The organism is Pseudomonas sp. GW823-FHT02E01 (assembly GCF_058797535.1).
On record NZ_JBXAJS010000003.1, the window covers coordinates 315,476 to 328,299 of the forward strand.

Consider the following 12,824-nt stretch of genomic DNA (forward strand, 5'->3'; position numbering starts at 1 on the left):
CCATGTGGGAGCGGGCTTGCCCGCGATTGGGGCCAATACGGTCCCAACTCGGAAACAGTACCGCTCGCCAATGAAGGCGAGCGGCGGTCCAGCGGTCTTACTGTGCAGCTTTCATTTTTTCAGCGATCTTGGCGTCTACCGCAGCACGGATCTGGTCGATGCTGAAGCTGGCCGGTCTCTGGCTGGGTGGATACTCGATGAAGGTCTGCAGGAACGTTGCCGATTTTTCGACGGCTACAGCCGCCAGGTAGACGTTCTTGGTTTGCCAGTCGTAATACTGGTCGGAAACCACGTCGGCACGTTCATACGGGTCCATGCGCAGGTTGAAGATTTTCGGTACGCGCAAGCATACGAACGGTTCGCTCCAGACCTTGAAGCCGCCCGGTGCGCGCTGTTCGCAGAACACGGCTTTCCAGTTGTCGAAGCGCATCGACACCAGCACGCCGTCATCGTTGAAGTAGTAAAACTCCTTGCGCTCACCCTTGGGCGCCTGGCCGGTCAGGTACGGCAGTTGGTTGTAACCGTCCAGATGCACCTTGAAGTTGGTGCCGCCGGAAGTCGGTGCCCACCCCTTGAGCAGCTTGGTTTTCACGTCGGCATCGCCAGCGGCGGCCAGCAAGGTCGGGAACCAGTCCATGCCCGAGAACATCTCGTTGGACTCTTCGCCCGGCTTGATCTTGCCTGGCCAGCGGACCATCGCCGGAACGCGGTACGCACCTTCCCAGTTGGAGTTCTTCTCGTTGCGGAACGGCGTGGTTGCCGCGTCCGGCCAGGAGAACTGGTTCGGGCCGTTGTCGGTGGTGTAGACGACGATGGTGTTGTCGGTGATTTTCAGGTCATCGAGGGTTTTCAGCAGTTTGCCGACGTCGCCGTCGTGCTCGATCATGCCATCGGCATAATCGTTGCCGGGCATGCCGCTCTGGCCCTTCATCGATTCACGCACGTGAGTGAACAAGTGCATGCGAGTGGTGTTCATCCAGACGAAGAACGGCTTGTCCGCCTTGGCCTGTTTCTCGATGAACGCCTGCGCGGCGGCGGTGGTTTCGTCGTCGATGGTTTCCATGCGCTTGGTGTTCAGCGGGCCGGTGTCTTCGATCTTGCCATCGGCGAAGCTGTGGATCACGCCGCGCGGCGAGTAGGCCTTGACGAACGCGGGGTCGTCCTTGGGCCAGTACGGACGCTCGGGTTCTTCTTCGGCGTTGAGGTGATACAGGTTGCCGAAGAATTCGTCGAATCCGTGGTTGGTCGGCAGGTATTCATCTTTGTCGCCCAGGTGGTTCTTGCCAAACTGACCGGTGGCGTAGCCTTGGGACTTGAGGGCCTGGGCGATGGTGATGTCGCGTTTTTGCAGGCCGACCGGGGCACCCGGCATCCCGACTTTCGACAGCCCGGTACGTAGCGCCGACTGTCCGGTGATGAATGTCGACCGGCCGGCGGTGCAGCTGTTCTCCGCATAGTAGTCGGTGAACATCATGCCTTCTTTGGCAATCCGGTCGATGTTTGGAGTCTTGTAGCCGACCACGCCCATGGAGTAGGCGCTGATGTTGGTCTGGCCAATATCGTCGCCGAAGATCACGAGAATGTTGGGTTTCTCAGCGGCCCCGGCGGTTGCCGAAAACGCCATGACCGTAGTCGCCACCAGGGCGAGTTTCGGTATCCACTTACGTATGCGAGTCATCTGACTGGCTCCTTATGCTCACTTGCGTCGCGTGCTGCGACAAACGTTTATTGCGGTCCTGCGTAACGTCTTTTTATTGCACTTGCTCGGAAGTGGCGGCATCGAACGGGTAGATACGACGCCATTCGGACGCCATGTCGACGACCGTCCAGCCACGCTTGTTTGCTTCGTCCAGGGCCTTGTCCAGACGACCGATCTGCGACTGCCGGTCGTATGCCCATTCGCGTTTGGCGTCGGTGTGATGCACCAGGCCCATGAATCGTTTGCCGGGACCATCGGCGGTCCACTGGAGCATTTGCAGGTCGCCGTCGGAGTTGCCGAAGGCGAGGATTGGCCGACGACCGATCACCGCGTCGATGCTTTCCGGTTTGCCCGGGCCATCGTCGTTGTGGGCCAGTTTCGGCGTGCGCAGGATCGACGCCTTGCCATCCTTGTATTCAAAGCTGGTAACGAAGGTCGTGCCGATAACCTGCTCGGGCGGTACCCCATAGACCTTCTCGGCGAAGGCTCTCATGAACCCGGTGTCGCCACCGGAGACGATGTAGGTCTTGAAGTCTTTGCCGCGCAGGTAGTCGAGCATCTCCAGCATCGGCTGGAAGATCATTTCGGTGTACGGCTTGCCGGTTTTCGGATGCCTGGCCTGACTCAGCCAGGTCTTGGCATAGTCATCGAACGCTTCGGTGGTCATGCCGGTGTGGGTCGCACCGAAGATCTTCAGCAGGCCCTCCATGCCGGTGGCGGCCAGTGCCTTGTGATCGTTTTCCAGCACGGCCTGGAACGGCTGGGTGGTTTTCCATTCCGGGTGCTGCGGCGCGGTGCGTTTGACTTCTTCCAGGGCGAACAGCAATTCGAAGTACATCGGTTGCTCGCTCCACAAGGTGCCGTCGTTGTCGAACACGGCAATGCGGTCCTCGGGTTTGACGAAGTCCTTGTTGTTTTGATCGGTGACCGTCTGCACGAACTCGATGATCTGTTTTTTCGACGGACCGTCGTTCCAGGAGGGCAGTGGCTCGGCTGCCTGCACCAGCAGCGGCAGGCTCAAGGCCAGGGTCAGCAAAAACTTGAAGCCCGGGTGGCGCAACGTCATCGGATTTGTCATGGGAATTCCTTCTCGTGAACCGGGTTGAGTGGGCGCAGGGCAGGTGCGACTGATTCCCTGTTACGCTCGGCCTGACTATGCAGCGTAGACAAGGATTCCCTGATTTGGCGCAGCGCCTGGTCTTTGTCCGGTTCGCGGCCATAACAGGCGCGCAGGAAGGTTTGCAGGCGCGGGCCGAGGCCGGTCAGTTTCAGGCCCCGGCGGCTGCGTCGGGTCCACAGGTACAGGGCGCTGAGTTGCACCGGTTTGCCTTCGATCTGCGGCGGGATCTGCCGCCACGCGTAGTCGGCGGACTCCAGCCAGGCGGCATGTCGGGCGCGGCGTCGGGCTTGCCACTTGAGGTGCGTGCGGTGTACGAGCGGGCGACTGAACCAGCCGAGTGCCATTACCGCCAACACCAGTGTCAATAGTCCGGACCAGTGCCCGGAAAGGTGCAGGCGATTCTGCTGGCCGAGTTTTTTCAGGTCTTCGGTAATGGAAAACACCGGCTTGTAGGCGCTGTTGGCCACCGCGTCGAAGGTCACGGCAGGCACCGTGGCCGTGCGGGTTTGCTGGCTGCTGGCATCCCACCATTTGATTTCGACGGAAGGCAGGCTGTAATGGCCTTCGGTGTCGATTCGATAAGTCACGCTGTCGATGCGCTGGCCACCATTGAAGTTGCCGCGACCGTCATCCAGATTGCGGATCTGCGGTGCTTTCGGGTAGCGGCTCAGGCCCTTGATGACATCCTGCGTCGGTGTCGGCAGTGACATGGCCAGGGCACCGTCGGCCTGCAAGGTCAGTTCCCGGGTGATGCTGTCGCCGACCTTCAGCGGCGTGGCCGAATTGACGGTCTTCTGGGTAAACCGCAGCCCTTGAGCCACCAGCACTGCCTCACCGGGCTGGAACCCCGGTGGTTGCGCGGCGTTGAAGTGCAAAGGCTTGCTTTGGGCGCTGAGTTCGTGACTGGCCTGACCCGGTGTGGCTTGTACCGTCAGTGCCGGAATGTCGAAGCCCTGGGCCAGGCTCGGGGTGATCAGGTAGCTGTAGCGCATGCCGCTGAAGGATTGGCCGTCGAAGGTCTGGTTGATGTGCTGGGCATGGCCGTCCGGTGGCATCACCAATGCGCCGGGCAGTTTCAGGTCGGGCAGGGTGGGGGCGCTGGTGAACCAGGAGTCGGTGAAGACATCGAGTTGCAACTTGACCAGGCTGCCGACCATGACGGGGTCGGCGGGTTGCAGGGTGGCCTGGACTTTCAACTGAGGGTCGGCGGCGAATGTGTTGAGGCTGATCAGGCTAATGAGCAGGGCGCAGAGTGTTGTGGTGATTGATCTGGCGCCATCGCGAGCAGGCTCGCTCCTACAGTGGATTTGTGGGGTGCTTGGATCAAATGTGGGAGCGGGCTTGCCCGCGATGGCAGCGACTCGGTCCTGAAGGTAGGTCATGGCTTGACCCCCGCCTGATCCTGCAAGCTGAATTTCTGCTTGAGGAATTTCGCCGGCGATGTGGTGAGATTCTGCAACCATTGCTCATCCGAGGCCGCTTGCTGGGTTTCCACCTTTTTGCTTTGGCCTTTACCCGGCGCCTTGTCCATCTTGATTTCGTCGGGTTTGACCTCTGGCGTGTTTTTCTCGGCGCTTTCGGTGTCTTTCTGCAAGGCAATGGCCAGGGCCAGGTTGGCCGTGGCTTCCGGGAACTGCGGTTGCAATTTCAGCGCCTGGGTATAGGACGCGATGGCCTGATCGAACTTGAACCGGCGCACGTAGATGTTGCCCAGGTAGAAATACGCCTGCGGTGTATCGAGCCGAGCGAAGCTGGCCAGTGCCAGATCGAAATCGGCGGCGTTGTAGGCGGCCACGCCTTTCCAGTACGGATCGACGAACAGCGCCGCCGCCTGAGGGTAGTGCTCATGTTCGAAGGCCCAGCGACCTTGCTGGTCGCGGGTGAAAAAGGCATCGGTCAGTGCGTTGGCCTGTGCCGGCGCCGGTTGCAGGCCCAGGCTCACGACCAGCAGGAATCCAGCCATCCAGTTCAGGCTCCAGCCCCTGCGTACGCTGAAGAAGGCGAGCAACAACAGCGGCCAGCACAGCCAGTAACCGGCGTCTTTCCAGTGCAATTCGCGCTGCTCGTCACTGGCTGCCTGGAAGTGCTGCTCGGCGTGCAGTTCGATCCAGTCCAGATCGTCATCGTTGAGGGTCAGGCTGCCCAGCGGGGCGTCCAGCGTTGAGGCAAGCTGCTTGAGGGCGTCCTGATCGAAGCTGCCGAGTTGCGGGCGACCGTTGCTGTCGGTGCGTGTCTGGCCGCTGGCATCGCGGATGATCCCGCCGTCGCTGCTGCCGGCCGCCAATATCAGCACTTGCAGCGCACTGTCTGCCAGTTGTTTGTCCAGCCCGGCCAGTGCCGAGGTGTCGGCGCCATCGGTGATCAGCAGCAGAGTGCCGGGCGTTTTCTCGGCGGCGAGCAGGCGCTTGGCCTGATCGATGACCGCGCTGACATTTTTCCCCGGTTTGCTGATCAGGTCGGTGCTCAGGGCCTGAATGAACGTATCGAGCAGCGCCGGATCGTCGGTGGCGGGCAACACCAGATGCGCGCTGCCGGCGTAGGCAATCAAGGCATTGCGCGAACCGGCGCGGCGCTGGATCAAGTCGTGGAGCTTGTGCTTGACCGCTTCCAGGCGACTGGGTGGAACGTCGCTGGCGTCCATAGAGGGCGACAGGTCGATGGCAATGATCAGCGGCGCACGGTTTTCCAGAAAGTCCGGCCGATCCTGTTCCCAGGTCGGCCCGGCGGCGGCGATGGCGCCCAGTACCAGCAGCGCACATACCAGATGCACGGGACGCAGACGTTGCCGGTCCTGCGGGGTGATCAGCAGATGCGGCAGCAGGTGCGCGGCGATGTTGCTGCGCAAGCGCCGTTGCAGGTCCTGGTTGCGCCGCCACAGCAATGGCAGCAATGCGCCGAACACCGCGAGCAACAGCCACAGTGGGCGCAGGAAATGGAAGTCGCTGAGGTTGATGTCCATGTCAGGCTTCCTGCCGTTGACGGGCGAGCATCAGCCGTGGAAGCAGCAGGGCGCCCAGGTGATAAAGCGCCAGCAGGGCAATGGCAGCGCCCAGCGGCCACCAGAACAGATCGCGTTTGGGCTGGTGGCTGAGGGTTTTCACCTGATGCGGGGTGAGTTTGTCCAGAGTGCTGTAGACCTGATCCAGGGCGTTGCGGTCTTCGGCGCGGAAGAAACGCCCGCCCGTGGCTTGGGCAATGTCCTGCAAGCCTTGCAGGTTGACCCTGGCTTCGCCCTCGGCAGTCGGGTCGCCGATGCCGATGGTGTGAATCACCACGCCTTTGGCCGCGGCCATGGCGGCCGCGTGATCCGGGGTGATGGCGCTGCTGGTGTCATTGCCGTCAGTGAGCAGGATCAGCACTTTTTCCTGCTCGTGGGCCTGGGCCAGCAGTTTCAGGCTCAGGCCGATGGCGTCGCCGATGGCGGTGTTGGGGCCGGCCATGCCGATGCCGGTGTCGTCCAGAAGTAGCGACACGCTGGCGTGGTCGAGGGTCAGCGGTGCCTGCGGATAGGCACCTGTGCCGAACACGATCAGTCCGATTCGGTCGTCTTTACGTTTGTCGATGAACCCGTGCACCACTTCCTTGACTGCGGCCAGGCGATTGATTTTCTGGCCGTTGGCGTCGGTGAAGTCGGTGGTTTCCATCGACTGGGAAATGTCGATGGCCAGCATCAGGTCCCGCACCGGCTGCTGGCGCTCGATGGGTTTTTCCACCAACACCGGCCGACTCGCCGCCACCAGCAGCAGTGCCCAGACCAGCAGATTCAGGAGCAATTGCCAGCCGTTGCTGCGGGTGCCGGCCTGGCTCGGTGCCTGGCCGACGGCGCGGCTCATCGCCCCGAAAAACGGTACACGCACGGCGCTGCGCGCTTCGCGGTAGTCGGACAGGTAGCGATAGCCGAACCACGGCAGCGGCAGCAGGATCAGCAGCCAGGGGTAATCAAGCTGCCACATGATGACGCTCCACCCAGGTTTTGCAGGTGCTGAACAGCTGTTGGCGCTGTTCATCGGGCATGTCCCGCAATGTTGCGTCGGGGGCGTAGGCCAGCAGCGACAGTTGTTGGCTGAAATCGACGGGTAGCGGCTGTTTACTGTGCCGCTGCAAAAATGCCTGCCAGTCCTCTTTCCCCAACCCCGCTGGAGAGTCCTGTGGGAGCGAGCTTGCAATCAAAGGTGGTGGTGACTGACCGGACGCCATCGCGAGCAAGCTCGCTCCCACAGGTTTTGCGTAAGGCATAGAGAGCGCGACCCGTTTGAGCAGTTCCGGAAGCTCACGCAACGCACTCAGGTCATTGCTGCGCTGCTGCAATTCCTCCAGCCGCACCAACGCCTCGCGCCGATAGCGATCGCGCCGCCATTGCCGGTAGCGCCGCGCACCGGTCACCACCAACGTAACGATCAACAACGTCAGCAACGCCCACCACCCCCAGGTTTGCGGTGCATAACTGACCGGCACCGGCAGCGCCATTTCCTTGAGCTGGTCGATGCTCGGGATAGCGGGGTTCATCGGCGCCCTCCGGTAAGCTTGCCCAGTTCGGCGCGCAGTTGTTCGTGGGCTTCTGTTGCGGTGCTGAACATCATCAGTGGCACCTGGCTGCGGCGCAGCAAAGTCGCGACATCCTTGAGCCGCCCGCTGAGAAAATCCCCAAGCGGCTGGTGCACCTGTTGCCGATCCACCGCCAGCTCCACCTGCAATTGCCCTTGGGTGACCAGCACGCGGCCGTTTTTCGGCAGGTTAAGCGCCAGCGGGTCATACACCTGCATGGCAATTACATCGTTGTGCGCCGCCAGTTGCCGCATCAGTTGCAAGGTGCGTTCGCCGGCCCCGGCGAAGTCGCTGACGATGCAGATCAGGTGATCGTGACCGGCCACGGCCAGGCAATGCTGCAGGACCTTGTCGAGCCGGTCTTCGCCCTCGGCGTCCGGGTTGGCGGCATTGAGCGCCTGGTTCTGCTGGGCGATGCGGCTGCACAGCGCTTCGATCCGTTTGCGGCTGCGCAGCGGGGCGATGCTGTCGATGCGTTGATCGTTGAAGACCAGTCCACCGACGCGGTCGCCGGCGTTGAACACCATCCACGCCGCCAGGGCGCCGAGCTCGGCGGCGACCGCGGATTTGAAGCTGCGTTGCGAACCAAAGAACATCGACATGCGCTGGTCGACGAGGATCAGCGCCGGGCGGTCGCGCTCTTCGGTGAATGTCCGTACCACCGGTTTGCCGGTGCGCAGGGATGCGCGCCAGTCGAGGTGGCGCAGGTCATCGCCGGGCTGGTATCGACGCAGCTCATCGAAGTTCAAGCCCCGGCCACGCAAGCGTGAAGCGTGGTTGCCGGCCAGGATGCTGCCCTGGGGCTGACGCGCCAGAAAGCTCAGGTCACGGGCCTTGAACTCCAGGGCCATCAACTGCGCCAGAGAGACATACACCAGACCGTCGGTGTTCACGCAGGAATCGCCACTTTATCGAGCAGACGGTCGAGCACCTGATCGGCGCTCACGCCATCGGCCACCGCGTCGTAGCTCAGTTGCAGACGATGGCGCAGCACCGGGTGCACCACGGCGCGGACGTTGTCCGGCGAAACGAAATCCTGGCCCTGCAACCAGGCGTCCGCCCGGGCGCAGCGGTCCAGGCCGATGCCGCCGCGAGGGCTGGCGCCGATGCTGATCCAGCGCCCGAGGTCGGCGTCGTAATCGACAGGGTGGCGAGTGGCGTTGATCAGGTCGATCAGGTAACGGTCGATGGCCGGGGAGACGTGCACGGCACTGACTTCTCGGCGCGCGGCGAACACCACGTCCTGAGACAACGAGAATCCCTGCACCGCAGCGGTCCTGGCGCCGAGGGCCTGTTCTTCTTCGCGCAGCAGACGCAGCACCTGGCTTTCGTTTTCCGCGCTCGGGTAATCGAGCAACACTTTCATCAGGAAGCGGTCCATCTGCGCTTCCGGCAGCGGGTACGTGCCTTCCTGTTCGATCGGGTTCTGAGTCGCTACCACAATGAACAGTTCCGGCAGCACATGGCTGTTGCCGGCCACGGTGATCTGGCGTTCTTCCATGGCTTCGAGCAACGCCGCCTGGACCTTGGCCGGCGCACGGTTGATTTCGTCGGCGAGAATCAGGTTGCCGAACAGCGGGCCGGGCTGGAAGCGGATTTCGTTCTTGCCTTCGACCTGATGCAGCACCTCGGCGCCAGTGATGTCCGACGGCAGCAAATCCGGGGTGAACTGAATGCGGCTCATCTTCGCGTCCAGGTGTCTGGCCAATGCTTTCACCGTGCGGGTCTTGGCCAGGCCGGGCAGGCTTTCCAGCAGCAGATGACCGTTGGCCAGCAGGCCCACAAGGATTTGTCGAATGACCTGATCCTGGCCGAGCACGGCTTCGGCGATGCTGGCTTGCAGGGCATTGAGGTCGTTGAGTGCGGTCATGGGGTCTCCTAGAAAAACGCCAGGGTCATGTTGACGCTGAAACCATTGCCTTCAGGCCGGTTCTTGGTATCGAACTCCGGAACCCAGCGAGCACTGATATTGGCCTGGGCGTCGGCGAACTTGCCGGTCCAGCCCACTGTCGGGCCAGCGCCGACGGAGCGCCCGCGAAAGCCACTGGTTGCGCCGGATCCGGAGTCATCGGTGACCTGCTGGATATAGCCTGCCACCATGCCGGCGTTCCAGCCGTTGCCGAATCCATGGGTCCACAGTGCATCGAGGGTGAAAATGTTGCCGTTGCGATAATCCGTGGCGTCGTTCTCGGTGTAGAACTCCAGGCCGCTCGACAGGGTGAATTCGCCGCCCTTGCCATCCAGGTGGGTGAACGCCACGGTAGGCATGAAGGTGTAATTGTTCTGCCCGGGGTTGGCCAGGCGATCGACGTTGTAGGCGCCTGTCGGCACGTAGATCGGTAGCGAGAACGAGATGTGGTTGAGTTCGTCGAAGTGGTAGCCGGCCGCAATCGGGGTCACCAGCATGTCGGCGAACTGGGTGCCGGTGTCCGAGGTGCCCAGGGTACGGCCACGGGGACCGGTCACGTTGGCGGTGATGTCGGTGTACTGCACTGGCACGCCTATGGCCGAGGCATAGTTCCAGGGACCCTTGCCGGTGTCCCAGACATGGGTGAAGTTGGCCATGGTGTAGGAAACCTTCATGTCCAGCCCGGTACTGATGGCACCCACGATCGGCACTTGAGCGCTGCCCTTGAGTTCGCCGTCGTACCAGATGCTGGTCAGGGACATGACCCAACCCGGCTCCGGGGGCACGATCCCGGCGTTGGAAAACACTTGCTGCCCGGTGATGGGGCGACCGACACCGCCCTCGGCCGCCAGTACCAATGGACTACCGCTGACCATGCACAGCGCCAACAAGGGGCGCACTACGAGAGGCCTGAACATGCCTGACTCCGTTTATTGTTTTGGGGTGACAGGAGTCAGCAACGGCATGTGCCATTGGCCGTTGGTGACTTCCGGTTTTGGCAGATACAAACGCAAAATCCCGTAGAACGGACCACCTCAGTTCATCCTGCTCGGCGGTCGGCGCAGTGATTTGCGGGCCGATGCCCAGCTGCACGCCTTTGGTCTTGAGCAGGAAAATGTCGAATACGTTCAGGTCGCCGATGTCGGTGCTGTAGCCGTTGTGCGGATCGGGTCGGGTGCTGACGGGGAGCGTGACGCGCAGCAACTGCGGGACGCCTATGACGTCATTGGCTGCCATCGGAAGGGCGCCGCGCAGCAGCGCATCATTGGTGTGAGCGTTGGTATCGAACAGCTTGGGTGTGTAGTAATCCTGCAGGTTTATACCGGGTGCCAGGTTCAGCGGGTTGTTGCTTTTGTTGGCGGTCTCGGCGTCATCCGCGTGAGCACAAACAGCAGGTGCGAATGAAGTCACCCATACAAAGGCGTACTTCCGCAAATTCTTAGACATTAATCCCCCCGTTCCCTGGTGGCTGATTGGGCAGACGGCCCCTGAATCTGGCCGTAACTGCGTGATCCCTTTCCGATCAAGCCTGTAGGACTCGTCAGATGAACTTAGCAGTTAACCGCGGGTTAACCAGTAGGAAGGATCAATACTTTCGTTTTATGGGTAGTTTTTCGTTAATTTCGTGTACTAAAAAGTTAATACGGATCAAGCGTTTGCCCAAACAAGTTAAGTGGCTATCTAGCCGATGCAGGAGCGAGCCTGCTCGCGAAGGCCGCCTGTCAGTCAATATATGCGTTGGATATGACGACCTCTTCGCGAGCAGGCTCGCTCCCACAGGAAACTCAAGTAATAGCCGGTTCAGTCAACCTCAGTTCTTTTTCGCCTGTTCCCAAACCCGCTGTTCCTGCTCGCGCAGTTCAGGTGTGAACTCTGCACCAAAATCTTCCGCTTCAAACACCTGGCGAATCTCGATCTCGGCCTCGGTGCCCGGCATCGGGTTGGGGCAGCGCTTGACCCATTCGATGGCTTCTTCTTTGGACTTCACTTTCCACAACCAGAAACCGGCAATCAGTTCCTTGGTTTCGATGAAGGGGCCGTCGATCACCGTGCGTTTGTCACCTGAAAACTTTATACGAGCGCCTTTGCTGCTCGGGTGCAGGCCTTCGCCCGCGAGCATGATGCCGGCCTTGACCAGTTCTTCGTTGTAGTTACCCATGGCGGTCAGCAGTTCCTGGCTGGGCATCACGCCGGCTTCGGAATCCTGGCTGGCCTTGATGATGATCATAAATCGCATGGTGATGTCTCCGTTGTAATTGAGTGACTCGCTTAATAGTCGAATGGCTGCGTTGCAAATCGACAGCCCCTCGAAAAAATTGTCGTAGCAGACACTTTGGCAGGCTTCATTTCGACCGCCATTTCGCTACACCGTATCTCTGGCGCGCCTGTCCAACGATCAAAGGAATGTTTCCTGTATGCCAATTCTGGAACTCACCACACTCATCCCGGGTCGCACGCCCGAACAGGTCCTCGATTTCTGCCTGGAAGGCGTCAATTTCCCAAGGATTTTTCCCGAACGCATTACCCCGCTGGGCGATATCGATCTGAACAACTTGCGGATTGAAGCCGGGCGGCAATTCCGCTTTCGCCACTGGATGTTCAATGTGATTCCGTCTGACTGGACGGTGGTGATCCGTGAAGTCGGTGAAATGCATTTCATCGACGAGATGCTAAAGGGACCGATGCGTGCCTTTCGTCATGAACATCGGGTCGAGGCGGGAGAGGGCGGTACGCTATATACCGACCGGGTGACGTATTCGGCGATGGGGGGGGCGCCATTGGAGTGGTTGCTGGTCAATGGCTACATGCGGAGGATTTTCGAGGCGCGACATCGCAATATGCTGCAGTTACTCAAGTAGCACCGCTCCCACAGGATTGTGGGTTGTATCCAGTTTTGTGCTCTGATACATGACAATTTATGTTTGACCATAGGTCGTCGGACAATTTCGTGGTTAACTTCGGCCTCGTCAAAATTCTCCACCACAACGTTCAGAAGGACTCCGTTCATGGCTCAAGTCACTCTCAAAGGCAACCCGGTTCAAGTCAACGGCCAACTGCCACAAGCCGGTTCCAAGGCGCCAGCCTTTTCCCTGGTTGCCGGCAATCTGTCCGACGTCACCCTGAAAGACTTTGCCGGCAAGCGCAAAGTGCTGAACATCTTCCCAAGCGTTGATACCCCGACCTGCGCCACCTCCGTGCGCCAGTTCAATGCCAAGGCCAGCAGCGTCGACAACACTGTCGTGCTGTGCATTTCCGCTGACCTGCCGTTCGCCCAGGCCCGTTTCTGCGGTGCCGAAGGCCTGGAAAACGTACAGAACCTGTCGACCCTGCGTGGTGCCGAGTTCATCCAGAACTACGGCGTGGCCATCGCCGACGGCCCGCTCAAAGGCTTGACCGCTCGCGCCGTCGTGGTTCTGGACGAAAACGACAACGTGCTGCACAGCGAACTGGTTGGCGAAATCGCTGACGAGCCGAACTATGACGCGGCACTTGCTGTTCTGAAATAAGCCGGGCTTTACAATGTTTAACGGCCTGGCCCTGTCCAGGCCGTT

12 protein-coding genes and 2 pseudogenes are annotated in these 12,824 nt (G+C 60.7%); 2 read left to right on the forward strand and 12 right to left on the reverse strand.

Annotation, left to right across the window (positions count from 1 at the left end):
* Nucleotides 1–97: 97 nt before the first annotated feature.
* The 12 genes and pseudogenes from AC1RDQ_RS08730 to AC1RDQ_RS08785 form a co-directional block, all read right to left on the reverse strand.
* Nucleotides 98–1,678 carry an arylsulfatase gene (locus AC1RDQ_RS08730; protein ID WP_492586954.1) on the reverse strand — a complete coding sequence of 527 codons (1,581 nt, stop codon included), beginning with the start codon at nucleotides 1,676–1,678 and terminating at the stop codon, nucleotides 98–100.
* 73 nt (nucleotides 1,679–1,751) lie between these two features.
* Nucleotides 1,752–2,777: an HAD family hydrolase gene (locus AC1RDQ_RS08735; protein ID WP_218496012.1), complete on the reverse strand. Its 1,026-nt coding sequence runs from the start codon at nucleotides 2,775–2,777 to the stop codon at nucleotides 1,752–1,754.
* Nucleotides 2,774–4,201 carry a BatD family protein gene (locus AC1RDQ_RS08740; RefSeq protein WP_492586956.1) on the reverse strand — a complete coding sequence of 476 codons (1,428 nt, stop codon included), beginning with the start codon at nucleotides 4,199–4,201 and terminating at the stop codon, nucleotides 2,774–2,776. The genes AC1RDQ_RS08735 and AC1RDQ_RS08740 overlap by 4 nt, the downstream gene beginning before the upstream one ends.
* Entirely contained in the window at nucleotides 4,198–5,778 is a 1,581-nt protein-coding gene (locus AC1RDQ_RS08745) for a VWA domain-containing protein (protein ID WP_492586958.1), read from the reverse strand. The genes AC1RDQ_RS08740 and AC1RDQ_RS08745 overlap by 4 nt, the downstream gene beginning before the upstream one ends.
* A 1-nt stretch (nucleotide 5,779) precedes the next feature.
* A complete protein-coding gene (locus AC1RDQ_RS08750) occupies nucleotides 5,780–6,772 on the reverse strand; it encodes a vWA domain-containing protein (RefSeq protein WP_492586960.1) in 993 nt (330 codons plus the stop codon).
* On the reverse strand, nucleotides 6,759–7,325 hold the full coding sequence (locus AC1RDQ_RS08755; RefSeq protein ID WP_492586962.1) for a DUF4381 domain-containing protein: 567 nt from the start codon (nucleotides 7,323–7,325) through the stop codon (nucleotides 6,759–6,761). The genes AC1RDQ_RS08750 and AC1RDQ_RS08755 overlap by 14 nt, the downstream gene beginning before the upstream one ends.
* Nucleotides 7,322–8,257, reverse strand: coding sequence for a DUF58 domain-containing protein (locus AC1RDQ_RS08760; protein WP_057714978.1), 936 nt, complete (start codon nucleotides 8,255–8,257; stop codon nucleotides 7,322–7,324). The genes AC1RDQ_RS08755 and AC1RDQ_RS08760 overlap by 4 nt, the downstream gene beginning before the upstream one ends.
* A complete protein-coding gene (locus AC1RDQ_RS08765) occupies nucleotides 8,254–9,234 on the reverse strand; it encodes an AAA family ATPase (RefSeq protein WP_492586963.1) in 981 nt (326 codons plus the stop codon). The genes AC1RDQ_RS08760 and AC1RDQ_RS08765 overlap by 4 nt, the downstream gene beginning before the upstream one ends.
* Nucleotides 9,235–9,242: 8 nt before the next feature.
* Complete coding sequence (locus tag AC1RDQ_RS08770) at nucleotides 9,243–10,190, reverse strand: SphA family protein (RefSeq protein ID WP_340316342.1); 948 nt, start codon at nucleotides 10,188–10,190, stop codon at nucleotides 9,243–9,245.
* 12 nt (nucleotides 10,191–10,202) lie between these two features.
* Nucleotides 10,203–10,304, reverse strand: a pseudogene (locus AC1RDQ_RS08775) (DUF1214 domain-containing protein); the annotation flags it as partial.
* A 4-nt stretch (nucleotides 10,305–10,308) separates the two neighbouring features.
* Nucleotides 10,309–10,719: pseudogene (locus AC1RDQ_RS08780) on the reverse strand (hypothetical protein); the annotation flags it as partial.
* Nucleotides 10,720–11,083: 364 nt separating this feature from the next.
* A complete protein-coding gene (locus tag AC1RDQ_RS08785; RefSeq protein ID WP_057714975.1) occupies nucleotides 11,084–11,509 on the reverse strand; it encodes a YciI family protein in 426 nt (141 codons plus the stop codon).
* 178 nt (nucleotides 11,510–11,687) lie between these two features.
* Here AC1RDQ_RS08785 and AC1RDQ_RS08790 point away from each other — a divergent pair, with 178 nt between their 5' ends.
* Nucleotides 11,688–12,131, forward strand: coding sequence for an SRPBCC family protein (locus tag AC1RDQ_RS08790; protein WP_057714974.1), 444 nt, complete (start codon nucleotides 11,688–11,690; stop codon nucleotides 12,129–12,131).
* A gap of 147 nt (nucleotides 12,132–12,278) precedes the next feature.
* Nucleotides 12,279–12,779 carry a thiol peroxidase gene (gene tpx, locus AC1RDQ_RS08795; RefSeq protein ID WP_057714973.1) on the forward strand — a complete coding sequence of 167 codons (501 nt, stop codon included), beginning with the start codon at nucleotides 12,279–12,281 and terminating at the stop codon, nucleotides 12,777–12,779.
* Nucleotides 12,780–12,824: the final 45 nt, after the last annotated feature.